This window comes from Bacillus sp. FSL R12-0074 (assembly GCF_038005725.1).
GTDB lineage: Bacteria > Bacillota > Bacilli > Bacillales > Bacillaceae_G > Bacillus_A > Bacillus_A mycoides.
In genome coordinates this window covers 422,517-447,699 of sequence record NZ_JBBOTR010000001.1, presented here as the reverse complement: position 1 = coordinate 447,699, position 25,183 = coordinate 422,517, and the positions used below count along the sequence as shown (strand labels likewise).

21 protein-coding genes and 1 other annotated feature are annotated in these 25,183 nt (G+C 35.8%); of the genes, 6 read left to right on the top strand and 15 right to left on the bottom strand.

The annotated features are described in order from the left end of the window. Positions 1-212 precede the first annotated feature (212 nt). The gene (locus NSS97_RS02305; protein WP_341111420.1) at positions 213-2,996 is read left to right on the top strand and encodes a tetratricopeptide repeat protein; all 2,784 of its coding nucleotides are present in this window, start codon (positions 213-215) and stop codon (positions 2,994-2,996) included. A 43-nt stretch (positions 2,997-3,039) separates the two neighbouring features. Here the strand turns inward: NSS97_RS02305 and lepB are convergent, their stop codons facing one another. The 3 genes from lepB to NSS97_RS02290 all read right to left on the bottom strand — a co-directional run bounded on the left by lepB (position 3,040) and on the right by NSS97_RS02290 (position 5,618). Further along, on the bottom strand, positions 3,040-3,576 hold the full coding sequence (lepB, locus tag NSS97_RS02300; protein WP_107887823.1) for a signal peptidase I: 537 nt from the start codon (positions 3,574-3,576) through the stop codon (positions 3,040-3,042). Between the two features lie 287 nt (positions 3,577-3,863). After that, entirely contained in the window at positions 3,864-4,544 is a 681-nt protein-coding gene (locus tag NSS97_RS02295; RefSeq protein WP_002029577.1) for a lysoplasmalogenase, read from the bottom strand. Between the two features lie 123 nt (positions 4,545-4,667). After that, the gene (locus NSS97_RS02290) at positions 4,668-5,618 is read right to left on the bottom strand and encodes a DMT family transporter (RefSeq protein WP_002125011.1); all 951 of its coding nucleotides are present in this window, start codon (positions 5,616-5,618) and stop codon (positions 4,668-4,670) included. A gap of 365 nt (positions 5,619-5,983) precedes the next feature. On the opposite strand from NSS97_RS02290, the gene NSS97_RS02285 reads away from it, so the two are divergent. Next, positions 5,984-7,909: a heavy metal translocating P-type ATPase gene (locus NSS97_RS02285; protein WP_341111418.1), complete on the top strand. Its 1,926-nt coding sequence runs from the start codon at positions 5,984-5,986 to the stop codon at positions 7,907-7,909. A 182-nt stretch (positions 7,910-8,091) separates the two neighbouring features. Here NSS97_RS02285 and NSS97_RS02280 read toward each other — a convergent pair whose 3' ends face one another. The 3 genes from NSS97_RS02280 to NSS97_RS02270 are packed head-to-tail and all read right to left on the bottom strand — an operon-like array spanning position 8,092 to position 10,000. Continuing rightward, positions 8,092-8,961 (bottom strand): YihY/virulence factor BrkB family protein, encoded by an 870-nt coding sequence (locus NSS97_RS02280; RefSeq protein WP_044444325.1) that lies wholly within the window; start codon positions 8,959-8,961, stop codon positions 8,092-8,094. 5 nt (positions 8,962-8,966) lie between these two features. Further along, entirely contained in the window at positions 8,967-9,482 is a 516-nt protein-coding gene (locus NSS97_RS02275; RefSeq protein ID WP_002191833.1) for a DUF4075 domain-containing protein, read from the bottom strand. A 53-nt stretch (positions 9,483-9,535) separates the two neighbouring features. Continuing rightward, positions 9,536-10,000 carry a low molecular weight protein-tyrosine-phosphatase gene (locus NSS97_RS02270; RefSeq protein ID WP_002140258.1) on the bottom strand — a complete coding sequence of 155 codons (465 nt, stop codon included), beginning with the start codon at positions 9,998-10,000 and terminating at the stop codon, positions 9,536-9,538. A gap of 177 nt (positions 10,001-10,177) precedes the next feature. Here NSS97_RS02270 and NSS97_RS02265 point away from each other — a divergent pair, with 177 nt between their 5' ends. Next, positions 10,178-10,402, top strand: coding sequence for a DUF1128 domain-containing protein (locus NSS97_RS02265; RefSeq protein WP_002010236.1), 225 nt, complete (start codon positions 10,178-10,180; stop codon positions 10,400-10,402). 192 nt (positions 10,403-10,594) lie between these two features. Beyond that, positions 10,595-13,261, top strand: a complete 2,667-nt coding sequence (locus NSS97_RS02260; protein ID WP_341111416.1) for a cation-translocating P-type ATPase — start codon at positions 10,595-10,597, stop codon at positions 13,259-13,261. Between the two features lie 138 nt (positions 13,262-13,399). Here the strand turns inward: NSS97_RS02260 and NSS97_RS02255 are convergent, their stop codons facing one another. The 7 genes from NSS97_RS02255 to NSS97_RS02225 all read right to left on the bottom strand — a co-directional run bounded on the left by NSS97_RS02255 (position 13,400) and on the right by NSS97_RS02225 (position 19,981). Further along, positions 13,400-14,482 carry a toxic anion resistance protein gene (locus NSS97_RS02255; RefSeq protein WP_002029585.1) on the bottom strand — a complete coding sequence of 361 codons (1,083 nt, stop codon included), beginning with the start codon at positions 14,480-14,482 and terminating at the stop codon, positions 13,400-13,402. An 18-nt stretch (positions 14,483-14,500) separates the two neighbouring features. Next, positions 14,501-16,132, bottom strand: coding sequence for a YceG family protein (locus NSS97_RS02250; RefSeq protein WP_107887819.1), 1,632 nt, complete (start codon positions 16,130-16,132; stop codon positions 14,501-14,503). A 110-nt stretch (positions 16,133-16,242) separates the two neighbouring features. Next, a complete protein-coding gene (locus tag NSS97_RS02245) occupies positions 16,243-17,034 on the bottom strand; it encodes a TerC family protein (protein WP_044444322.1) in 792 nt (263 codons plus the stop codon). Between the two features lie 73 nt (positions 17,035-17,107). After that, complete coding sequence (locus NSS97_RS02240) at positions 17,108-17,686, bottom strand: TerD family protein (protein WP_044444321.1); 579 nt, start codon at positions 17,684-17,686, stop codon at positions 17,108-17,110. Between the two features lie 80 nt (positions 17,687-17,766). Continuing rightward, positions 17,767-18,351 carry a TerD family protein gene (locus NSS97_RS02235; RefSeq protein WP_002010225.1) on the bottom strand — a complete coding sequence of 195 codons (585 nt, stop codon included), beginning with the start codon at positions 18,349-18,351 and terminating at the stop codon, positions 17,767-17,769. A 26-nt stretch (positions 18,352-18,377) separates the two neighbouring features. Further along, on the bottom strand, positions 18,378-18,974 hold the full coding sequence (locus tag NSS97_RS02230) for a TerD family protein (RefSeq protein ID WP_002091200.1): 597 nt from the start codon (positions 18,972-18,974) through the stop codon (positions 18,378-18,380). Between the two features lie 128 nt (positions 18,975-19,102). Beyond that, positions 19,103-19,981 (bottom strand): ROK family protein, encoded by an 879-nt coding sequence (locus NSS97_RS02225; protein WP_107887818.1) that lies wholly within the window; start codon positions 19,979-19,981, stop codon positions 19,103-19,105. Positions 19,982-20,188: 207 nt separating this feature from the next. On the opposite strand from NSS97_RS02225, the gene NSS97_RS02220 reads away from it, so the two are divergent. Next, on the top strand, positions 20,189-21,328 hold the full coding sequence (locus NSS97_RS02220) for a cell wall anchor protein (protein WP_341114596.1): 1,140 nt from the start codon (positions 20,189-20,191) through the stop codon (positions 21,326-21,328). Between the two features lie 270 nt (positions 21,329-21,598). Here NSS97_RS02220 and proS read toward each other — a convergent pair whose 3' ends face one another. Further along, positions 21,599-23,029, bottom strand: a complete 1,431-nt coding sequence (gene proS, locus NSS97_RS02215; RefSeq protein ID WP_341111401.1) for a proline--tRNA ligase — start codon at positions 23,027-23,029, stop codon at positions 21,599-21,601. Between the two features lie 45 nt (positions 23,030-23,074). Then, positions 23,075-23,281 (bottom strand) — a binding site (T-box leader). 93 nt (positions 23,282-23,374) lie between these two features. Then, complete coding sequence (locus tag NSS97_RS02210; RefSeq protein WP_002124993.1) at positions 23,375-23,668, bottom strand: YesK-like family protein; 294 nt, start codon at positions 23,666-23,668, stop codon at positions 23,375-23,377. 154 nt (positions 23,669-23,822) lie between these two features. Here NSS97_RS02210 and NSS97_RS02205 point away from each other — a divergent pair, with 154 nt between their 5' ends. Beyond that, positions 23,823-25,136 carry an alkaline phosphatase family protein gene (locus NSS97_RS02205; RefSeq protein ID WP_113770363.1) on the top strand — a complete coding sequence of 438 codons (1,314 nt, stop codon included), beginning with the start codon at positions 23,823-23,825 and terminating at the stop codon, positions 25,134-25,136. Positions 25,137-25,183 lie beyond the last annotated feature (47 nt).

Below are 25,183 nucleotides of genomic sequence, written 5' to 3'. Positions count from 1 at the left end.
TAAATAGCGAGATAAAAAAATAAAAATTCATAGGCTTATTTTTTTGTTACAATAAAGGGAAGTTACTTTTTGCAACGGTTTAACTCTCAAGAAAAATGATATATCTAGCAAAAACATAGTTTGGTCTATATAATGCAACTTCTACCTATTAGAGTAACATGCACCCTTTTACATACAACATCATTTTTCTAAATTATACAGGGGGAACGAACATGACCATTGAAAAACAATTTATCCAAAAGATTTACTATAAAACATTTTTAACAGAAGACTCTTCCATTCCGGTAGCGGAAGTACTCGGTGAAGCATATATAAATGAATCAAAAAATGAATTCTCCAATATATCTAATATTCGCTTTGCACAAGGTGAAGTTTATTTTCAAACTAACGACTTTGAAGCCGCTATATTCAAATGGGAGAAAGTAAATAATGAACTTGCTCTCTGGGCTATGAAGAATATTGCAGATGCTTATTTCGAATTAGATTTCTTGCCAAAAGCAGAAGAAATTTATACATCTATCCAAACAGAAGATACAACTCTTACAATGGAAGTTTCCCTACAACTTCTTTCCCTTTATATAGAGCAAAATCGTTTAGGACTAGCATTTAAGACGATTAGCGAGGCTGTTGCATTTCAACCAGACTATCCAAATATTACTGCAATCGCTCGATCGTTCTATGAAAAACAAGAAGATTGGAATAATGCTATTGAACTCGCTGTTCAAGAAGGAATTCGAACAAAATCATTACACTGGTTCGATACTTTAATCAATTATGTGAACAGAGGCTTTACTAAAAAAATTAAACCTGAGTATTTCTATGAATCTTTAAAAGCCTTATATACAATTGATCAAGTTCAATTTAAAGAGCTTGTTATCTCACTTTGGAACAGCTATGAAAATGAATCATTCCATCTCCCTTGGATTCAAACAATAAATCACCTATTCTTACATGTTGAAGTAGATGCTCATGACGATTGGAATGAAATTTCTACTCGCTATCAAGAGACGTACTTCGAATTGATTACTGGACAACATTTCATGCACGAATTACAAGGACTTGTACCAGATTTATTAACAAATTGGTTTAGTTTAATGAGAGCGGAAGATTCTTTACTTGTATCCGCAGCAGTATTAGCATGGAATGAAGTTTCACCGACAACTCTAGAATCATTACTCGTAAAAAGCGCAGGTGCCTTACTTTCAAATGCATCAGCTCATGCAAATGTTGATATGGCAGACGTATCAGCATTATTTGAAACGATTGCTGTATGGGCTGAGAAGAATGATGTAGATTTAGGTCATCAATTCACACTACTTGTTCGTGAGTTATACGATTTAACTGTTACACAACTTCTAGTAGCAGGAGCTAGCGATTATGATAAATCAGCCTTTATTAACTCTATACTAGGAGAAAATATATTAAATGAGGCTATAACAACTTCAATTACATTTAAAGATGATAGTCAAACTAAAATAACTGAGCTTACAGAACTAGATATACGAAATATACCAAACTTTGACGAACTTCATAACATACTAGCGGTACCTTCTCAGTCAAAACTAGAAAGAAAATGTATTGAAGTTAAATTACCAAGTAGATTTTTACGAAAAAATAAGTTTTCATTCCTTGTCACACCTACTGTGCATGGACAACTTGACAAAAACAGCTCTTACTTTGAATACTTACAGGCAGCAGATAGTCTCATCTATGTCCTAAATTCAGCTTCACCATTACATGATGAAGAGCTCGATACATTATTATATATTCGTGAGCAAGTACCAAATTTACAAATTAAATTCGTCTTACAAACAATTGATACGAATACTAGTGAAAATATCACGAACAGCATTAAAAAGAAAATACTCGTACATTTCCCAGAAGCACACTTTTTCCCTTACTCTCCTTCACAAGAGAGTAGTGAACAGCTAGGTAACGTAACAGACTCTATTCTTTCTAACCTTACTAAGCGTAACGTGGAAAAAGAACGCATTGAAAAATTATTATGGTTTATCCAAAAAACAATTGCATACCTTGTAAATGAACGTGTGGAATTAGAAAATACGTTAGTGAAATCCGTTCGCTGGAATAAACATATTTTAGTAAAACTTGATGGTTTTATTAATAATCTTACTGCCATTCAAAAAGATAAAATTCGTTCTATTACAGAATCTTATCTCTTAACGAAAGAAGAGATTACGCAGGATATACATTCTCAAATTCCTGAATTGTTGCAGAGTTGCTCTGACCTCGTTCAAGAAGATAGTGATTTCAAACTGGTCCATGAAGAACTCAATGTAGCAATGAATGAAAGAATTCAAAAACATGTACAGCAAGTGCTTCTTCCTAAATTTACTGGGTCTATTCAAGAATGGATTGAAACTGCTCATAATGAATTCATTCAAGCTCAAGCTTATTTAGATGAAATGAGCGATACCTTTAATAAGCTCTATGAGGAAGAGCGTATTAAACTTCCTTGTGATTTCAAATTACTAGATGACTGGGATAGAGATGTTGCAAGAATGACGAATAGAATTACAGTAGCTAACATCAATATTTTATTACGCTTTACACCGACACAATTTTTCTTAAAGAGTGCAGGGAAATTATTCGGTAATATGCAAAAAAATCAATCTATGCTATCAAATAAATATAAACAATATATTGAAACAGAAGATTATACAGAAGTTGCTCAGATGATTTCAAAACAATTCTTCCTTCAATTTGAAGTATTTGAAGGTGCGCTAGAACGGGATATCATGATGTTCTTTAAAGACCCTCTTAGCATATTGAAACAAACCGTAGAAGCGGCCCAACTTGAAATACAAGAAGATGAGCAAACATTAACAAAGCTAAGAACAAACCCAGAAACTTATCATGATCCTTTAACACTCTTTAAATTGCAATTGTTACAACGAAAATTCATGTTAAATATCGACCAAAATAATGAACATATTACTTCACAAGAAACAATAAATAAAACACCAACTGTTTAAATAAGAAAAACCAAGCAACTAATTCGCTTGGTTTTTCTTATTTTTAATCTACAATTTTCACATGTTCAAATGGATAATATATCGCCATGAACTTTCCTAATACTTCTGTTCTATCAATGAGCCCTAAGCCGTTCCTACTATCCCTACTAACTAAACGATTATCTCCCATCACAAAAATTTTATTTTTAGGAATTGTAATCGGTCCAAAATCTTCAGTTAAATTGATAAGTAATTTTTCTGCCTGTTTTTTATTATTCTTTAAATACTCTTCATTTTTCACTTGATGATTAACATATAATTGATCATTCTTCATCTCAATTACATCTCCTGGTAATCCAATAACTCTCTTCACATAGAAATTATCTGTCTTCACGACAATAATATCCTCTCTCTCATAACTTTCAAATCTCTTTGCAAGTTTATTAATAATTACTTTATCTCCATCTTGTAACGTCGGCCTCATCGATGCTCCTTTTACAGTCGTAGGGAAAAACAAAAAGATTTTTGCCAAAAACACTAATAAACATGCAATTGCAATTATTCCAAAGAATTCACGCAAACATTTTTTCTTTTGCATCATTCCACCATCTCATCATCTTTTTATTTTTATTATAAGTACTCCGGCTGGTTAATTTCCACAAAATTCTGAATTATAACATTAGAATATTACAAATATAAAAATAATAATCCCTATAAATTCACTATTTTTATATACTATGTTTTCCATCTATCAAACAGGACTTTTCCTATGAAATTTATGCTTAGAAAGTATAAGATACTGCACAAATTAAACAAACAAATATAATAGCATAGCAATAAAAAAGATACTCTCAAAATAGTCTATCAACTATTTTTGAGAGTATCTTTTTATAATCCTACATATACAATACACATCTGCGCTGCGACATATGTAAACCAAATCCAAAGCGGTTCATACTTCAGTTTGCGCCCTCCGATATCTGTCACGCCGATAATAAAATCAGAAATCACAAACAGTAAACCACCAAGTGCTGGTATCCACCATATTCCTATATTCTCGTAATATAAGGCGAATGCAAAACATGCCATTCCTCCAACCCACAAACCGTAAATTAGAGCGCCTATTGTAAAAAGTTTGTCTTGTTTTTCATTTCGAATAAAGAAAAACCACCCTATAATTAGAAAGAGTCCGTATACGAATAAACCGATCCAAAAACCATTCCATGAAATACCTGTTTGTAAAAATGCTTTCACATAGAAACAATGTGCAAGAGCGAAAGTAACCATTCCTCCAATTAATCGATGACCAATTGGAATTAATCCTGCCATAAATAAATCCCCTACAGTTGATAAAGTCATACCGAGTGCAACCCACGTACTGTACTCAGCCGATGGATCTTGTAACCATATCCAAATTGCACTTCCTGTTAAAGAAAAACTAAGAATAAGACGAACTGCTAAAGGTAACGGCATATTATTTCTCGTTCTCTTCGTCTGTCCTATTGCATAAATTGCTCCCATTAAAAAAAGAATAATTTGCCCGACTAACACAATGTAAAGTACATTCATAATATGTTCTCCTCAATAAATGCTTTATTCTATCTTTTTTCGTTACATATATCACGTTCTCCTTTTTCTATGTAAAAAAAGAAGAACAATACTGTTCTTCCATTTTAATCGTTTTTCTGTTCTCTATGCTACTTGTTTTTCTTGCTCAACTTTCTTTTTAACCGGGTTACGATTTACTACAATAATTCCCGCTGCGACACATGCTAAACCAAATAGTACAAAGGAATGGATTGCTTCCCCTAAAATTAGACTTGATAGTAGCACACCAAACACTGGTATAAAGAACATATACATCGAGACTTTCCCTACTTTGTTATACTTCATAATTGTATTCCATATACAGAATCCGGCTGCTGATAAGAACGATAAATATATGAGCATAAGTATCGCATGTAGATTAAATGTGAATGGCATCATTCCAACTTGAAATGCACCTATACATAGCAACCCAATTGATCCGAAAATCATCTGATATGCTGTCATATACCCAATATCTAATGTTTTACTACCTTCTTTCGCTAATATGTTTCCATACGAATACATCATGGCTGCCCCAAGAAGTAATAAGCTACCTATTCCAAAATGAAATGATAAACTTCCATCACTCGGTACATTCACTAAAATCACACCGCAAAAACCGATAGCTACTCCAATTACTTTTCGCCTATTTAGAGCATCATCTTTATATAAAAAGTGTGCGAGTAAAATTTGAAAGAATGATGATGTTCCTGAAATAATCGCTCCTTCAATTCCTGAGCTGTAACTCATTCCAATATAAAAACATATATATTGAAGAAAAGTTTGAAACAAGCCAATTTGAACTAACTGCTTTCCTGTTCCTTTTTTGAACTTCATATCTTTTCCTAACGCTTTAAAAAATAATAAGAGCATTACACCAGATAAGAAAAAGCGATAGCCAGCAAATAATATTTGTTCCCCGACTTCTTGTGGCTGAATTCCAAGTTCAGCATAGCTTAATTTAATAAAGGGAAATGCGCTTCCCCATAAAAATGTTGCTACTATTGCAGCAATAAACACGCCAATCGGATGGGTAAAAAATTTCTCTGTCTTCAACTTGATGTCTTCCTTTCCGACCTTTTTATGAACAATATTCATATATACCAAAGGAAATGCGAAAACACAAGTTTTCAGTTTATCCCGCTATTCGCCGGGCAGTAAAAGCCCGATTGGCGAGGGCTAATAATCAGCGTGGGATGAACAAAACCCCCACTAATTAAAGTTTCACTTTATACTAAAACAAAAACATATCATCTAAGAAAAACATATGCTATACTATAGAATAATTACAACATAATAACTATTAAAATCAGATTCAACAGAAATGCTGCTATCCATTATGGATGGCAGCTTTCGTCGTTTTATAGGGGTTTCGATTTTGATTCTTTTTCTCAATAAGAATTCGGAAGGAGCGAGTATTAATGAACGCAGAAGTAAAAACATTACAAGCACAAAAAGATATTTCTAATCCCTCTTTATGGGATACATTAAAGAAACATTATGAACTTATATTTGCAATCGCATCTGGTATTTTTATTTTAGCTGGTTGGTTATTCACAAAAAATAATGCAATAAGTGCAGGTATTACTTTATATATCCTTGCTTATGTAATTGGAGGATTTGCAAAAGCGAAAGAAGGTATTGAAGACACAATTGAAGAGAAAGAGCTAAATGTTGAAATGCTCATGATTTTTGCAGCTATCGGTGCCGCAGTTATTGGTTACTGGGCAGAGGGTGCTATTTTAATCTTCATCTTTGCATTAAGCGGAGCAATGGAATCTTATACATTAAGTAAAAGCCAAAAAGAAATTTCAGCGCTTCTTAATCTACAACCTGAAGAAGCATTACGTATTTCAAACGGAATTGAGGAACGTGTTCCAGTTGAACAATTACAAATTAACGATATTATTTTAATTAAGCCAGGTGAGCGTGTTCCTGCTGATGGCACAATTCATACTGGTGAAACAAATATTGATGAAGCTGCTATTACAGGAGAACCCATTCCGAATGAGAAAAAATTCGGCGATGAAGTATTTGCCGGCACTGTAAATTTACGTGGTGCTATTGAAGTTAAAATTACGAAGCCGAGCGATCAAACATTATTCCAAAAGATTATTCGTCTCGTTCAAAGTGCACAAAGCGAAAAATCCCCATCACAACTATTCATCGAAAAATTTGAAGGAACATACGTAAAAGGTGTACTACTTGTTGTTGCGCTTATGATGTTTGTTCCTCATTTCTTACTTGATTGGAGTTGGAATGAAACGTTTTATCGCGCGATGATCTTACTTGTAGTCGCTTCTCCTTGTGCGCTAGTTGCAGCCATTACACCGGCAACTTTATCAGCAATTTCAAACGGAGCGAGAAACGGTATTCTCTTTAAAGGTGGTATTCATTTAGAACGTCTAGCTTCAGTAAAGGCGATTGCCTTTGATAAAACAGGAACATTAACACAAGGAAAACCTACTGTAACAGATGTATATGTTCGAGAAGGCATAACAGAAAGTGAAGTACTTTCTATTACAGCAGCGATTGAAAGTCACTCTACACATCCTTTAGCAGAAGCGATTGTTAAATATGCAAAACATGCTTACGACATTACGATAAAAAAACCAGAAAACGTTGAAGATGTAACTGGTTTTGGATTAAAAGGAATATTAGAAAACAAATCTTATAAAATTGGTAAAGCTGATTTTATTGGAGAAGAAACAAAGACATTTCATAATGGCATTTCTGCTTCACTTGAAAAAGAGGGGAAAACTGTCGTTTATATTAGTGATGAGGATGGTATTCTTGGACTGATCGCTTTAAAAGATACCCTTCGCCAAGAAACGATAGCGGCTATTCGTGATTTGCAAAGCATTGGTGTCGAAGCAATCATGATTACTGGTGATAATGAAGAAACAGCAAAAGCAATTGCCAATGAAAGTAATATAAAAGAATATTACGCATCATGTTTACCGGAAACAAAAGTTGAAACGATAAAGCAGTTAAAAGAAAAGTACGGTACAGTAGCAATGGTCGGAGACGGTATAAATGATGCACCTGCGCTCGCTACTTCTAGTATTGGTGTGGCAATGGGTGAAGGAACAGATGTAGCATTAGAGACTGCAGACGTTGTTCTCATGAAGAACGAATTATCTCGTCTCTCTCAAGCAATCCGTTTATCAAAACGAATGAACCGTATTGTAAAGCAAAATGTAATCTTTTCGCTAGCTGTAATTGCAATGCTGATTTGTTCTAATTTCTTGCAGTTTTTAGCTCTTCCATTCGGTGTTATTGGACATGAAGGAAGTACCATTCTTGTAATCTTGAATGGCTTACGATTATTAAAAGGAAATAAGTAACGGGTCCCTGATAAAGGACCCGCTTTTTTTAATGGTAGCTATTATGACCGTTCGCACTGCTGCTCGTTTTATGCTTTGGATGCGAACTGCTCTTTTGTTTATTGTTACTTTTATTATTGTGGTTCTTTTTATTATTACTCATGAAATATCCCCCCTGTTCCCTTTTATTATGGAACAAGAGCTCATTTTTCATTACGGGAATTATTGTCACCCGTTCTATAATGATGGAGTAAACCATTAATTTCACCGCCAAGTAAAATTACCCACCCAGTTAAGTAAAACCATAACATTAAAATAATGATACCACCGAGACCACCATATGTATTAGCGTAATTTGCAAATTTATCTACATAATAGGCAAATGAGTACGATACCACAATCCATCCTACAGTAGCAAATAAAGCCCCCGATATGACTTCTCTTCGCTTTAATTTCCGATCAGGCGCAAACGTATATAAAAAGCTAAATAAAGCGAACAAAACGAAGAAACTCGCTACTAAACGCGTAATACTCCAAACGTAAGAAAAACTATCCGATAAACCAATTGCTTTAAACACAGCTGCCCCAATCACTTGTCCAAATACCGGAACGATTAGTGCAAACACAATCATAAAAATTATTGCTAACGTAAACACGATAGATAAAGCTCTTGTTTTAATAAAGGAACGGGTTTCTGCTACATCATAAGCACGGTTAAAAGCGTTCATAACCGCATTCACCCCGTTTGAAGCAAACCATAGCATCGATAGTAAACCGAATGATAATAAACCACCATTTTGTTCGTTTACAACTTTATCTACGTTTACTTCAATTAAGTTCATCGCATCTTCTGGTACGTACGGTTCTAATAAATTGAGCACACTTTCTGTTTGAAGGTCAATAAAGCCAAGAAGCGTAATTAAGAAAACAAGCCCAGGGAAAATCGCAAGCAAGAAGAAATAAGCGAGCTGTGCTGCTAAGCCCGCTACATCATCGCGCATCGTCCGGTCATATAAATCTTTCCCAAACGAAAAAGTGCGATTTCTTTTTGCTTTTTCTAGAAATTTCCTCATATTTTTTAGACGCTTTTCTTCTCTTCTTTATTTTGCTTTAGCTCAATGTATGCTTCAGTTTTTTTTTCCTCTGCATTTGAGTCCTTCATAAATAATTCACGCGCTTCTTTCATACCACCATCTTCAGCTACTACTGGCTCTTCTTCTGCTTTAAGCTCATCTACCTTTGGAGATACAGCTTGAATTTCAATCGTTTCCGGCTTTTCTACTGGCACAACTTTTCTCTTACTAAAAATTTCTTTCGTCTCTTTTAACGTTTCTACAACAGACGGCGTCAATTTTTTGATTTCTGCTACTTTCGCTTTTACTACATTGAAATCAGCAAGTTCGCGTCCTTTATCTGTAACAGTTTGCACTTTTTCTTTTATCTTCGAATTTTCACCAATTTCAATCATCTTTGTTTTTGCTTTTTCTGCCGTGTTTTTTACTTTTTCACGGTTTTCTTTCTTTAACATAGATACAGCTACACCTGCAGCTACACCAATCGCAATGTTTCGAGCAATATTATTTTTCTTTGCCATATTCCTTCACCCTTTCATTTCTTATATTAGAAAGTATTACTTTCTAAGCTTCCTCATATTCCTTGTTCATTTCGAATGAAAGCTACTAGCTTTGCACACCCTTCTGTTACAAGGTCATACACTTCTTGGAAGTTCCCTGTAAAGTAAGGGTCAGGAACGTCTGTCCAGCCACCGTCTGGAACAAAATCGGACAGTCTACCAATATAGCCTTCAGTTTTACCAAAACTTTTTAAATCCGCTATATTCTTGTTGTCCATGGCAATAATATAATCAAACTTTGTTAAGTCTTCTTTTTCTACTTGGCGTGCTTTAATTCCTTCAAAAGAGACTTCATTTTCTTTTAAAATTTTTTTTGTTCCTTTATGTGGTGGATGACCAATATGCCAATCTCCAGTTCCTGCAGAATCAATGACAATTTTCTCTTCGAGTCCCTCTTTTACGACAAGATCCCGAAAAATTGCTTCTGCCATTGGAGAACGACAAATGTTCCCAAGACAAACAAACAATACTCGGACCATATTTTTGTATCTTCCCTTCTTGGTGCATTTCTTACTATATACTTATATAGTATAAACAACCAATTATTAATTATAAAGGAAATCCCTACTAATTTAATAGGATTGAAAAGTTTCATTAACGAAAATGATAAAAAAATGTTAAGATAACCTTATGTTATTTTAAAGGGGGACACTTCGGTGGATTTATCCGTAAAATCAGAAGCAAACGTTGAATATATGGTAGAAGCTATTAAAGAAAAATTACGCATGGTTAATGCTGGAGCAATGAGAGCTGCTAGTTTTAACGAAGAAATGTACGAGGACTTACGTGACATTTATGAGCACGTTATGAAACGTGAAACATTCAGTATTAGTGAAATGCAAGCTATTACTGAGGAATTAGGTACATTAATTAAAAAATGACAAAGAGCCTCACGTATTCGAGGCTCTTTTAATTTCAACAAATTCATGACAACTCTTCTCTTTTCCTCCTCACATTCTAAATTACTGTACAATGAAAGTAGAACCTCACCTTAGATTTTTTCTCCATACATACTACTCTCAAAAAATTGCCACACTACCATTGCTAACTGTTTTTACTGGAGGTGCTTACTTATGAGCAATTGGTACAGTAAGACGAAAAATCAAACATTAATCGACCTAGAAACAAATGAACAACACGGTTTAACAGATAAAATCGTAAATGAACGTTTAAAGCAATATGGTTATAATGAATTAGCTACCAAACAAAAACGTACTTTATGGCAGCGCGTTTTCGCCCAAATTAATGATGTCCTCGTATATGTCCTTATTATCGCGTCCCTTATTTCCGCCTTTGTAGGTGAATGGGCCGATGCAAGTATTATCGCGCTCGTTGTAGTTTTAAATGCTGTTATCGGTGTAATCCAAGAATCGAAAGCGGAACAGGCTTTAGAAGCATTGAAAAAGATGGCAACACCTAAAGCTATCGTAAAGCGAGATGGTGAACTAAAAGAGATTCCATCTGAGCACGTCGTTCCAGGTGATATCGTCATGCTTGATGCCGGGCGGTATATCCCCTGCGATTTACGACTTATCGAAACTGCGAATTTAAAAATTGAAGAATCTGCTCTAACTGGTGAATCTGTCCCTGTCGATAAAGATGCAGTCTACCACCCTTCCATGCAAAATGATGAGCAAGTACCATTAGGTGATCAAAAAAACATGGCCTTTATGTCGACGTTAGTAACATACGGACGTGGCATCGGTGTTGCTGTTGAAACTGGGATGCATTCACAAATTGGCAAGATCGCTACCCTTTTACATGAAGCAGACGATGATACGACACCACTTCAAAAAAGCTTAGCACAAGTAGGAAAATATTTAGGATTTGTCGCTGTAGCTATTTGCACTACTATGTTTCTCATCGGTTTTTTACAGGGCCGGGATACGTTAGAAATGTTTATGACCGCAATTAGTTTAGCTGTTGCAGCCATTCCAGAAGGCTTACCAGCTATCGTTTCCATCGTTCTTGCAATTGGTGTTCAGCGTATGATTAAACAAAACGTTATCATTCGTAAACTACCAGCTGTTGAAGCTCTCGGTTCTGTCACAATTATTTGTTCAGATAAAACAGGTACATTAACTCAAAATAAAATGACCGTTACTCATTTTTATAGTGATCGCACATACGACCAGCTAGAAAATTTGAATGTAAATAATGATGCACACCGTCTATTATTAGAAAATATGGTTTTATGCAACGATGCCTCTTACGGTGCCGACTCACAAACAGGGGATCCTACAGAAATTGCCCTTCTTGTTGCCGGAAGCTCTTTTAACATTCAAAAAGATCATTTAGAAAATAAACATGAACGTGTTAACGAATTGCCTTTCGATTCTGATCGTAAAATGATGTCAACTGTACATACGTACGATGAAGGCTACTATAGCATGACGAAAGGTGCTATTGATAAACTTTTACCTCACTGTACCCATATCTTTATAAATAATAAACTTGAGGTCCTAAAAGATTCTGATAAAAATCAAATATTAGAAGCTGCCGGATCAATATCGCAAGAAGCCTTAAGAGTACTCTCATTCGCATATAAACGATACGATTTAAACGATATGGATATAAATCATCTCGAAGAAAATCTCATCTTTATCGGTCTTGTCGGTATGATTGATCCACCACGTACAGAAGTAAAAGATTCAATTATAGAATGTAAAAAGGCTGGTATTCGCACAGTTATGATTACGGGTGATCATAAGGATACCGCCTTTGCAATTGCCAAAGAACTTGGCATTGCTGAAGAAATATCTGAAATTATGATTGGAACTGAATTAGATACCATTTCAGATACAGAACTAGCAAGTAAAATTAATCACTTAAATGTATTCGCTAGGGTCTCTCCAGAACATAAAGTGAAGATTATAAAAGCATTACGTGCTAAAGGAAATATCGTTTCCATGACTGGTGACGGTGTAAATGATGCTCCATCTTTAAAACAAGCAGATGTTGGAGTAGCAATGGGAATTACAGGAACAGATGTCGCAAAAGGCGCAGCAGATGTAGTTTTAACAGATGATAACTTCTCATCTATTGTGAAAGCTGTTGAAGAAGGAAGAAATATTTATCGTAATATTAAAAAGTCTATTCTCTTCCTACTCTCTTGTAACTTCGGCGAAATTATAGCTCTCTTTTTAGCTATTTTACTCGGCTGGGCAACACCACTACGCCCTATTCACATTTTATGGGTAAATTTAATTACAGATACACTACCTGCATTATCACTCGGTGTTGATCCTGAAGATCCAGATGTGATGAAGGAAAAACCACGACATGCGAAAGAAAGCTTATTTAGCGGCAGCGTTCCTTTTCTTATTTTCAATGGGGTTGTAATTGGACTTCTTACTTTAACAGCCTTTATCGTTGGGGCAAAGCTCTATACAGGAGATACAAATTTATTTCCTCTCTTCCCAGATCAAATTGATGAAGACGCTCTATTACACGCTCAAACGATGGCATTTGTCGTTCTTAGTTTTTCTCAACTCGTTCATTCATTTAACTTACGTTCAAGAACGAAATCAATTTTTTCAATTGGGATATTTACAAATAAATATTTAGTCTTCTCACTTCTAATCGGTGTTCTTATGCAAGTGTGTATCATCTCCATCCCACCTCTTGCCAATATATTTGGTGTGCACGCATTAACAATGCGAGATTGGGGATTTGTTCTCTTGTTAAGTATCATTCCGCTTGTTGTGAATGAAATCATTAAATTATTTAAGAGAAAATAAAAGGCAATGAGGAATATTCCTCATTGCCTTTTTGTTTATCCCGCTATTTGCCGTGCAGTAAGACTCCCACCTCAAAATTCGGCTAGAGCAAAGAAGTTAGGCGGGAGATGAACATCTCCCACTGATTAAAGTTTCACTTTATCCTTGTAATTCTTTTTTGATATTCTCTGTTAATGTAGCCATACGCTTACGACTTTCTTCACGCTCACGTTTATTTTGCTCTTCAATTTGTTGTGTTTCTTGCATACCTCTTGAAATAATGTTCCAAGTTTCCTCAAGTGTTTCCATCTTAATACTAGAAGAACCTGATAATCTCGCTACTTCCACACTTTGAGTTGCGATATTTTGTGCATTTTTCTTAAGTAATTCATTTGTACGGCGATCAAGTTCAGCCATAGAGTCCGCAACAAGCTTTTGACGTTTCGCATTTACCGCTTGAATGATACCATTTTTAAAGATAGGAATCGTTGTAATAAATGCCGTATTGATTTTACCGATTAATTTATTGTTACCGCGTTGAATCATACGAATTTGTGGTGCTGTTAATAGAGCAACCATACGTGCTTTTTCTAAATCATCAATACGCTGTTCTAAAATTTCAACAGAGTTTTTAAGCGATTCTAATTCAATACCCGCTAACTGATCATTATTACGTATGCGCTCTTCGTACATCGGAACTAACTCTGTATTTAAACGCTCTAATAACATTTCCCCTGCTACTACGTATTTTTCTAAGTCTAAATAATACTTTAAGTTTTGCTCATATAAACCATCTAACGTACCAATTGATTTTTTCATTTCATCTTGATACTTCGTAATTTCTACGTATACTTTATCCATTTCGCGACCCATCGTCTGATACTTACTAAAGATTTGTTCAATCATTTTATCTGCTTTTTTGAACATACGTGAGAAGAAACCACTTTTCTCTTCCGCAAAGTCTTTACTATCAAATCTGTCCATAATTTTACCAAGCTGTTTTAATAATTCACCAGAGTCTTCTACTTTCGATAAAGACATTGTATGTAAAATTTGATCAGCGAAACGTGAAATTTCCATAGAAGGTTCTTTTCCGAGTTCAATTAATTCTAATTGATCTTTAATGTCTACTGCGTTATAAATACGTTGCACTTCTGCATCTTGTCTAAGTTGCAAGCGAACATCTTGTGCGGTTTGCTCATTCAATTCTGTTTTCGAATCTAGTACGACTGGGTTATTCATATGGTATTCTCCCTTTCCTTATAAAAATGGACGAAATAGTCCTTTTATTGTTTGTGATAAATTTTTATAGGCTGATGAACCATGAAATTCAAGATCGAAATTAACTTCTTCAAGCCAATGTGAATCAAATGCTCCTGATTGAATATACGGTTCAATATCGTTTCTCCCCGTTGGATTAAAGTGGAATACATCTACTCCAATTTGATTTAAAAATAGTAATAACACAGCATCAGAACGACTTAATTCTCCGCTCTTCTCATTATTAAATATAACAATTTTCGGTACTTCTTGCGAATAATCAAATTTCTCAAGCTGCTCTAAAATGTTCGGTGGTATTTGAGAGAGTTGTGCGAAAACATACAGTGCTACATCTTGTTTTGTCTCTTTCGCAATTGGTTTACACATTTCACTTTCGCACGTATGGATGATTGCTTCTGCAATACCATGTTGTAACCCTTCTGGTAAACGCTTATGCGGCCACCAATGGCTGTTCATAATTAAATCCGGATGTAACTTTCCCCCGCGGTCCAATGCATCTCGATAATGATATTGGAAATTCGCTTTTTGTTCTTTCGTAAACGGGAATGTATTAATTAATAAACTGTTATCAAATGATGTAACAGCCTTTAGTCGCTGAAAATATTCTTTATCATTCTTTGAAACACCTGATATTTTTGCAAATAAAGAAGGAATATAAATATGCTTATTTTCAACAAAGAATGTTGGGCGTACAAATGCCTTTTCTTTCGTAATTAAAAAGAGTTCATCGTACGTTGTTTTGAGCGTACGGGCTACAGGTGTATACGAACGGAATTGCCACGGTTTGTATAATAATGAATTATCGTGGTGAAGTACTTGCTCGATTTCTTTTGAAGCTTGATAAGCTACTGTTGCGACGCGTTCACGACGCCGATCAGGAAATGGTTCCAATGAAATACGGCCTGAATGAGATACGACAAAGGTCTTTCCTTCCTCATCTACACTCTCAAATCCATCTTTTCCTTCTGGGTGATAATAAAGCACATCACAGCCGAGCATAATAAGAAAGTATAAGAAATATATACGACTCTCCGTCGCATCACCGTACCAAACGATACGTGGCATTTGTTTCTTATAATTAATCGTAGAGAACCACTTCGCTACGTAATTTTCACTTAATTTAATCATATCGATTAAGAAACGCCGGAATCCTTCTGTTTTTAAAGATTGATTATGTTGTTTCTCATACAATTTCAATACAGAAATAAACGTCGTATGTATATAATGCTGTAAATCAGGATTGTCTACTTGCGGTAATAGTTGTTTTCCAGACAAATGTGCTACAAGCCTATTTACTGTAAGTCCATTCGGCGCTTCTTGATGTAATGCAAAAACTTCTTGAATATGGCGCAGTTTTTCGGGATCAATCACCTTATTTAAATTTTGTTCATGCAAAACCTCGATCCCTTTTGCTTCACTATAATCAAATAGTTCATTGAAATATTCATCTACATCATTCGGAACACCAAGAATGCGACTTGCTATATAACTAAATTTCATCTCATTCTCTGTCAGTTCATATTGTGGGCGTTTTTCTAAAAGCGCTTCAAATTGCTTTAAATCTGATTCATCTTTTAATGCACATGGTTGAAGTGTAAAACGTGAAAACACAACAGTTCACCTCCAAAAACATTTACGTTTTTTATAAAGTCTCTCTTCTATTATAAACTATTTTTAGTTATAAAAAATGGGCGCTCGCATAACGAGCAAACCCATTTCAATTATTTATGTTCATTTTTAGTAGCTGCAACTTCTTCTTTAGCTTGTCCAGAATTCTTCATGTAGTGAAGTATAAATGTTGCTCCAAACGCTATAACTAAAATAATAAAGAACAGCGTATGACTTACTTCAATATGAATGACAGACAGTAGCATTTTTGCTGCAATAATTAAGATTAAAATATATGCTGTCGTTTCAAGTTCTGGAATACGCTCTAACAATTTTAAGAATACGCCAGCAATACCGCGCATCATTAAAATACCGAGCATTCCACCTAATAGTAAAATCCAAACTTCATTCGATACACCAAATGCAGCAAGTACACTATCTACAGAGAATGCGATATCCATTAATTCAACCATCGCAACCGTCCCCCAGAAAACACCGAACATTCTGAAGATAATACTATTTTGGTTCATACCATGGGCTTCTTCTTCTTCTGAAGTGCCTTTTCTTTTATCAATGAAATATTTAATTGACAGCCAAGCTAAGTAAAGCGCACCTAACACTTTTACCCATGCCAATTTAATTAAGAACATTCCGATTCCAATTGCAATAAAACGGAATACATAAGCTCCAATAAGTCCATAGAATAATGCTTTTTTTCGTTTTTCTTCTGGAAGATGTTTTACCATTACCGCTAACACAAGTGCATTGTCAGCAGATAATAACCCTTCAAGTACAACAAGTGTACCTATTAACCCCCAAGATACTGGATCTTGTAACACTTTAATCCACATGTCCAAGTCGAAAAACTGAGCATACGTATCAAGGATTCCTTGCAAAATACTCATCTTACCTTTATCCCCTATTCTTTGCTAGATTTATAGAAAGGTCAAAAAAAGGAAACGAATACCGTTTCCCTTCTTATGCATCCAAGCCATACGCTTTTACAAGCGCACCTAATCCACCTTGGAATCCGCTTCCTACTGCACTAAACTTCCACTGTCCATTATGACGATATAATTCACAAAAGACAACTGCTGTTTCAATGGAGAAATCTTCCCCTAAATCAAAACGAAGAACTTCTTCGTTTGTTTCTTCATTTGCTAAACGAACGAATGCATTTGCAACCTGTCCAAAGTTTTGATTACGGCCTTCACCATCATAAATTGTAACTGTAATAGCAATTTTATGAACATCTGCTGGAACCTTTTTCAAATCGACAACAAGTTGCTCATCATCACCGTCACCTTCACCTGTACGGTTATCTCCTGTATGTAAAACTGATTCACAAGGGGACTGTAAATTATTATAGAAAATAAAATCAGTTTCCTTCGTACATTTCCCGTTCGCATCTAATAAAAAGGCAGATGCATCTAAATCGAAATCAGATCCACCATCATAAGATTTAATATCCCATCCAAGACCAATTACTGCTCTTGATAAACCTGGGCTTGTTTTAGCTAAATCAATTTTCTGTCCTTTTTGCAATTGAATAACCATATATATTCACCTCTATATTTTAATTTTTAAAAATATATCCATCAGTAAATACGCGTTTCACTGATGGATATATAAATCTATTACTCTACATCTAAACCAAAGTTATTACATAGAGAACCTAATCCACCTTGGAATCCACTTCCGATTGCATTGAATTTCCATTCACCTGCGTGACGGTATAATTCGCTTACTACTACAGCTGTTTCAATAGAGAAATCTTCTCCTAAATCGTAACGAATTAATTCTGCATTCTTTTCTTCATCCATAATACGTACGAAAGAATTAGAAACTTGTCCGAAGTTTTGGCTGCGGCCTTCTCCATCATAAATTGTAATTGTGAAACAAATACGCTCAATGTTAGCAGGAACATTTTTTAAGTCTATTTTAATTGTTTCATCGTCGCCTTCACCTTCACCTGTACGGTTATCTCCTAAATGCTCTACAGCACCATTCGCACCTTTTGGATTATTATAGAAGACGAAATCCTCTGCACCTGAAACTTTACCGTTAGCACCTACTAAGAAGATACTAACATCTAAATCGAAATCATTTTGTCCGTCATAACGATTCGTATCCCAACCAAGTCCTACAAGAACTTTCGAAAGACCTGGATTTGTTTTTGTTAAGTCTACCTTTTGTCCTTTTTTCAATGAAATAGATGCCATATTATACTATTCCTCCTTGGTTTATTTTATTGGTAACGTGATACAATCTCACTTAAGTTTTTATCTTGTGTTCCTTCTCCCACTGCTGAAAACTTCCATTCGTTTCCGTGTCGGTACATTTCACCTGCAATTAAAGTCATTTTGCCAGCATAATTATCTGACAAGTTATAACGCGCTAATTCTTCACCTGTTTGTGGGTTTTGAATACGAATATATGCATTGCGAATCATCCCAAAGTCTTGACGACGATTTACACAGTCATAAATATTTACAACGAATACTAAACGATTAATACGGCTCGGAACTTTATGTAATTCTACGAAAATTGTTTCGTCGTCACCAGCGCCTTCACCTGTTAAATTATCTCCTGAATGAATAATACTACCACAAGTAGAAAGTTTGTTGCCGAAGTAAACTAGATCATTTTTGTTTAAAAAACGATCCCCTTCTAACATAACGACAGATGCATCACAATCTACACTTGGTTTACTTCCAAATAAAGAAGACAGAAACCCACCTGATTGCCCAATTGGATCCCAGCCTAAGCCAACCTGTAGTTTCGCTACTCTCGGTTGTCCTTTCGTTAAATCAATCTTTTGTCCTTTTTCTAAAATAATAGGCATGAAGTTTCTTCCTTTCTACAAAGCATTTTCCAACTCGGAAAACATTGTATTCTTCTCTTATATTGTAGCATTATTTATCTAATGAGAAAAAGGATAAATTCTCAATTATATGAAAACAGATACTATATTTATTTATACTGATGTAATAAGTGGTAAATAGAGCCAATCATTCCTGCACAATTACCGCTTTGCGCAAGTTTAATCTCACAATTACTATAAATCTCTTGATTTAAGTATGTTCCTATCTCTTCCTTCACTTCATTTAAGAAATCATCTCCTCTTTCAGTAATTCCCCCACCAATAATAATCATTTTCGGATTAAAAATATAAGCAAGATTGCTAATACCAATCGCCAAATATTTAAAGAAAATCTTCACGGCTTGAGTAACACCGCTATCACCCTTATCATATAATTCGAAAATTATTTTACCATCCCACTCCTTTTTACCTTTATATCTTCGTACAAGATGAATTAATCCAGAAATTGAGGCAACCTCCTCAAAAGTTTTCCCTTCTATTAACATGTTCCCCCATTCCCCAGCGCCAAACGAATGTCCACGGTATAACTCTCCATTTATAACAATTGCTCCACCAATGCCCGTTCCAAGCGTAAGCATAATAAAATCGCTTTCTCCCCTCCCTGTACCTTTCCATTTCTCGCCTAAGGCTGCACAATTAACATCATTTTCAATAGATACAGGAACTTTTAATACTTCTTGTAATCTCTCAACAATAGAAATATTAGCATAACGCGGAATATGATCCACACCTCCCGTTATAACTCCTTTATCAATATCAACAATTCCCGCTGTACTAATACCAATTCCGGAAATAGTATGTTCAGTCATTAACTTTTTTGATAAACATATAAGTTTTTGAACAATTTGTTCCCCGCCCAAGTGAATTTCTGTTGGGACCTTTTTATGTATTAGTACTACCCCTATTTCTGAAACAATTCCATATTTAATTTGCGTACCACCAATATCAAATGCAATATATTCTTTCATCCGTTGCCACTTCCTCTACTGTTATGAGTGTAAATTCTCCATCACTCTACTATTTGCAAGGAATTTACATTAACTCTTTTCTCCCTTTAGAAATATACCACCTTTTTCTATATATAGTTTTTTTTGCATAAAACTCTTTTTCCTATGAAATATTACAAAGGGGTGTATTTTAGATGGAACAATAATTTTTTCTTCAGGAGGAAAACAATGACAAAAATCTTCATTTTAGCATCAACACTTTCTTTATCCTTTTTTAGCGGCTTAAATATTGGTAATGCTGCAACTGAAAACTTCCATCCAATAACAAACGCTATTGTACAAAATAACGATACTTTAGCAGAAGGTAATTCAAAAGATAATAATAAACCTCCAGGAAACAATGGTTCTCAGGACGATAGTGGTTCTGACGGCAACGGTTCTGGTGGCAACGGTTCTGGCGGCAATGGTTCTGGCGGCAGTGGTTCTGGCGGCAATGGTTCTGGTGGCAGTGGCTCTGGCGGCAATGGTTCTGGTGGCAGTGGTTCTGACGGCAACGGTTCTGGTGGCAGTGGTTCTGGCGGCAGTGGTTCTGGCGGCAGTGGTTCTGACGGCAATGGTTCTGGTGGCAGTGGCTCTGGTGGCAATGGTTCTGGTGGCAGTGGCTCTGGTGGCAACGGTTCTGGTGGCAGTGGTTCTGGCGGTAACGGCTCTGGTGGCAACGGTTCTGGTGGCAGTGGTTCTGGTGACAATGGCTCTGGTGGCAACGGTTCTGGTGGCAATGGTTCTGGCGGCAATGGTTCTGGTGGCAATGGCTCTGGTGGCAACGGTTCTGGTGGCAATGGTTCTGGCGGCAATGGTTCTGGTGGCAGTGGCTCCGGTGGCAATGGTTCTGGTGGCAATGGTTCTGGTGACAATGGCTCTGGTGGCAGCGGTTCTGGTGGCAATGGTTCTGGTGGCAATGGCTCTGGTGGCAACGGTTCTGGTGGCAATGGTTCTGGTGGCAATGGTTCTGGTGGCAGTGGCTCCGGTGGCAATGGTTCTGGTGGCAACGGTTCTGGTGGCAATGGTTCTGGTGGCAATGGTTCTGGTGGCAATGGTTCTGGTGGCAATGGTTCTGGTGGCAGTGGCTCTCAGGGCGGCAACCGTGTTAAAGGCGACAGCAGTTCTCAAGGTGGTAATGGCTCTCAGGGCGGCAACCGTGTTAAAGGCGATAGCGGCTCTCAAAGCGGTAACGCAAAAGATAATGCAACAAAACAAGGCAATAAATTGCCTAATACTGCAACGCATTATCCTGCATCTATTTTAATTGGGCTTTCAACATTCCTAATCGGTGTGTTACTATTTATTCGTCGTAAAAACGCAAAATAAAAACATCATCCTTCCATCTAAAAAATACATGAAACAAATTATAAAGTGAAACTTTAATCAGTGGAGGTTTTGTTCATCCCCCACTGATTATTAGCCTTCACCAATCGGGCTTTTACGGGCAGCAGGGCTCCCACCTAACTTCTTTGCTCCAGCCGAATTTTTGGGTGGGAGTTTTACTGACCGCAAATAGCGGGATAAAACTAAAAAGGACCTTGGATTGCATTTTATTATGCAATCAAAGGTCCTTTTTGTCATCTAGCAGAAAGAGTATTAATACGCTTTTCCCCAATACACCATCTGCTTCGCTTTTTTACTACAGCAAATACATTCGTCAGCTAAACTTTCTTGTTCGAACGGAATACAACGTGAAGATACTCCAACTGCTTCTTTTAGTTTTTCTTCACAAGCTAGTTCTCCGCACCACATCGCTTTAATAAAACCTTGCTTTTCATCAGCCGCTTTTTTCATCTCTTCGAAATTCGTCACATTATAAGTACTCTCATCTCTAAATACTTTTGCTTTATTAAATAAAGAATGATGAATCTCCTCAAGTAGTGCTGGAATGCGTTCTTCTAATTGATCCATTGTTATAAACTCTTTTTCTTTCGTATCTCTTCTTACAAGTACGACTTGATTCTTTTCAATATCCTTTGGACCAACTTCCAATCGTATTGGAATCCCCTTCATTTCATACTCATTAAATTTCCAGCCAGGTGTTTTATTGCTAGCATCTATTTTTACACGTGCAACCTTCTGAATACGTCCTTGCAACTCTGTTGCTTTTTCTAACACACCTTCTTTGTGCTGAGCAATAGGAACGATAACAACTTGTACTGGAGCGACTTTCGGTGGCATTACAAGTCCATTATTATCGCTATGAACCATAATAAGTCCACCTATCATTCTTGTTGATACACCCCAAGATGTTTGATGTACGTATTGCCATTTACCGTTACGGTCTAAAAACTTAATATCAAATGCTTCAGAGAAATTCGTTCCAAAATTATGAGATGTTCCTGTTTGAAGCGCTTTTCCGTCATGCATTAAACTTTCAATCGTATAAGTCGCCTTCGCTCCTGCAAACTTTTCTTTTTCTGTTTTTTGCCCTTTAATAACCGGAATCGCTAAATACTCTTCACAAAAAGCAGCATATAAATTTAAAATATTTAATGTTTCAATTTGAGATTCTTCTGCCGTTTCATGAATCGTATGACCTTCTTGCCATAAAAATTCAGTTGTACGAAGGAATGGTCTCGTCGTTTTTTCCCAACGAACTACTGAACACCACTGGTTATATAACTTTGGTAAATCATTATATGAGTGAACAATTTTTGAAAAATGCTCACAGAATAGAGTTTCAGATGTAGGGCGTATACAAAGCCTTTCCGCCAATTTCTCATCTCCGCCATGAGTAACCCATGCTACTTCAGGAGCAAATCCTTCAACATGATCTTTCTCTTTTTGTAATAAACTCTCTGGAATAAACATTGGCATGTACACATTTTCATGACCAGATTCTTTTAATTTTTCATCCATCACTTTCTGCATATTTTCCCATAATGCATAACCGTATGGACGTAAAATCATACAACCTTTCACACTTGAATAATCAACAAGCTCCGCTTTTTTTACAATATCGGTATACCACTGAGCAAAGTCTTCTTCCATCTTCGTAATGGCTTGTACTTGTTCTTTTACCATATTCATTCTTCCTCCTTTAGAAAATAGAAAAAGCCCGCGTCCCCAAATAGGGACCGAGCTTTGTCGGCGTTACCACCCTGATTCATACACAAAAAAATTGAGTATGCTCTCTTTTTGATAACGGGAATTTCCCGCTGCATATGCAGAACTCAAAGGTAGGTTCCATATCGCCTTTTAAGAATCTTCCAGCCAAAAGGATTCTCTCTCTGCAAAAAGGTAAGACATGTACTATTCCTTTTTCATCGTTATAACAAAATAAATTTGTTGAATATCATAATATAAATTTTATTTCAAAACAAGAGCCAATTTTCTTATTTTTATACATTATTTTCAATTATCACTGTTTTATACGTAACTTTTCCGAACTATTTTTACAAGTTGATGAGCAACCATACCAATTAGTGTACCAATTAAAACGAAGAAACAAATAAATCCGTATCCCATTCCTTCCCAACCACCAATAGCGATCATTGTTACAGGAAAGAAAGCTAAACAAAGAAGTACTAAACTAAGTGCAAATATAATATCAAACTGTTTGTCTGGAAAACGTTTCTTTAGTAAATATGACATAAAAAATACAAGGAGAACGGTGACTCCACCAATGATGTAAAAGATACCAAATCCATCTAGCCAATCCATAGTATTCCCTCCTTCCATTCATTCCCTTATACTTATTATATGTTTAATTTTTCTGAAAATAAATAACAAAATTTTATTCAAAAATATATTTTTATTACCAGGTATTAATAGTAATATATAAGAATAGGTTTTATATAATCAGGAGGGAAACTTTATGGATAAAGCATTAACAAATCGCGTCATTATTTTATCTTTTGACTGCTTATCAGCTTTAGATTTTCCTATATTACAAAAACTACCTAATTTCCAAACTTTAATAAAAAGGGGCGCGATTGCGAAAAAAGTGGAGCCAATTTATCCTTCTGTAACATATCCAAGCCACTCAACAATCGTAACCGGTAATTATCCTAATAAGCATGGCGTTGTCAGCAATACATTACTTCAACCAGGACGTGAGTCACCAGATTGGCATTGGTACCGAAAGTCCATTAACGGGACAACTTTATATGATGAAGCACGCAAAGCAAATTTAACGACAGCAGCCCTTCTATGGCCTGTTACTGGAAGAGCAAATATCGATTACAATTTACCAGAAATTTTTCCAAATAGACCGTGGCAAAATCAAATTTTAGTTTCATTGTTTAGCGGTAGCCCGCTATATCAATTAGATTTAAATCGTCGTTTCGGCCATATACGAAATGGATTGTCACAGCCTGAGCTTGATGATTTCGTCCTTGCTTCTGCCGTACATACAATCCATACGAAAAAGCCTAATGTTATGTTTGTACATTTTACTGATTTAGATACTCAAAGACATTACCATGGCTTCGAGTCCGAGGAAACAGTAGCTGCAATCCATAGACACGACGAACGCCTTGGAAAAATTATTCACGCATTAAAAGAAAGCGGGATATACGAAGAAAGTACAATTATTGCACTTGGCGACCATAGCGCTTTAAGTGAAAACAAAGCCATTCAATTAAATGTACTATTTCATCAAAAAGGGCTTATATCTATAAATTCAAAAGGAAAATTAGTAGATTGGAAGGTCTATTGCCAAAGTTGCGACGGCTCTGCCTATGTATATGTGAAGGACAAGAATGATACGGATACAATTCGAAAAATACAACTACTACTTGAAGAACTACTTCAAAATAAACAAAACGGAATTGAATTTATACTTCATGATGAAGCTGCAAAAGACTGCGGTGCAGATGGTAACTGTTTATTTATGTTAGAAGCACAAGAGGGATATTATTTCACTGAAAACTATACAGGAGATTTTATAAAAGAAATTACTGAAAAAGATGTTACGCCTAGTAAAAAATATACATTTGGTACGCATGGATACTCTCCAACAAAACCTAACTATGAAACAATTTTTATGGCTGCTGGGAAAGGCATTCAAAGCGGCGTTACAATTCCGTATATGAGACTGATTGATGAAGGTCCGACTATCGCTAGGTTACTCGGTTTGCACTTAGGTGAAACAGACGGCGCAATTGTAGAGGATTTACTTCAATTGTAAAGAACTGTGTATATATGTAAAAGTTATGTAAAAATCATCACTGTTTC

Excerpts from the sequence above, each read along its gene's own strand:
- NSS97_RS02305 (WP_341111420.1), top strand. The coding sequence starts at position 213 with ATGACCATTGAAAAACAATTTATCCAAAAGATTTACTATAAAACATTT.
- lepB (WP_107887823.1), bottom strand. The coding sequence starts at position 3,576 with ATGATGCAAAAGAAAAAATGTTTGCGTGAATTCTTTGGAATAATTGCA.
- NSS97_RS02295 (WP_002029577.1), bottom strand. The coding sequence starts at position 4,544 with ATGAATGTACTTTACATTGTGTTAGTCGGGCAAATTATTCTTTTTTTA.
- NSS97_RS02285 (WP_341111418.1), top strand. The coding sequence starts at position 5,984 with ATGAACGCAGAAGTAAAAACATTACAAGCACAAAAAGATATTTCTAAT.
- NSS97_RS02280 (WP_044444325.1), bottom strand. The coding sequence starts at position 8,961 with ATGAGGAAATTTCTAGAAAAAGCAAAAAGAAATCGCACTTTTTCGTTT.
- NSS97_RS02275 (WP_002191833.1), bottom strand. The coding sequence starts at position 9,482 with ATGGCAAAGAAAAATAATATTGCTCGAAACATTGCGATTGGTGTAGCT.
- NSS97_RS02270 (WP_002140258.1), bottom strand. The coding sequence starts at position 10,000 with ATGGTCCGAGTATTGTTTGTTTGTCTTGGGAACATTTGTCGTTCTCCA.
- NSS97_RS02260 (WP_341111416.1), top strand. The coding sequence starts at position 10,595 with ATGAGCAATTGGTACAGTAAGACGAAAAATCAAACATTAATCGACCTA.
- NSS97_RS02255 (WP_002029585.1), bottom strand. The coding sequence starts at position 14,482 with ATGAATAACCCAGTCGTACTAGATTCGAAAACAGAATTGAATGAGCAA.
- NSS97_RS02245 (WP_044444322.1), bottom strand. The coding sequence starts at position 17,034 with ATGAGTATTTTGCAAGGAATCCTTGATACGTATGCTCAGTTTTTCGAC.
- NSS97_RS02240 (WP_044444321.1), bottom strand. The coding sequence starts at position 17,686 with ATGGTTATTCAATTGCAAAAAGGACAGAAAATTGATTTAGCTAAAACA.
- NSS97_RS02235 (WP_002010225.1), bottom strand. The coding sequence starts at position 18,351 with ATGGCATCTATTTCATTGAAAAAAGGACAAAAGGTAGACTTAACAAAA.
- NSS97_RS02230 (WP_002091200.1), bottom strand. The coding sequence starts at position 18,974 with ATGCCTATTATTTTAGAAAAAGGACAAAAGATTGATTTAACGAAAGGA.
- NSS97_RS02225 (WP_107887818.1), bottom strand. The coding sequence starts at position 19,981 with ATGAAAGAATATATTGCATTTGATATTGGTGGTACGCAAATTAAATAT.
- NSS97_RS02220 (WP_341114596.1), top strand. The coding sequence starts at position 20,189 with ATGACAAAAATCTTCATTTTAGCATCAACACTTTCTTTATCCTTTTTT.
- proS (WP_341111401.1), bottom strand. The coding sequence starts at position 23,029 with ATGGTAAAAGAACAAGTACAAGCCATTACGAAGATGGAAGAAGACTTT.
- NSS97_RS02210 (WP_002124993.1), bottom strand. The coding sequence starts at position 23,668 with ATGGATTGGCTAGATGGATTTGGTATCTTTTACATCATTGGTGGAGTC.
- NSS97_RS02205 (WP_113770363.1), top strand. The coding sequence starts at position 23,823 with ATGGATAAAGCATTAACAAATCGCGTCATTATTTTATCTTTTGACTGC.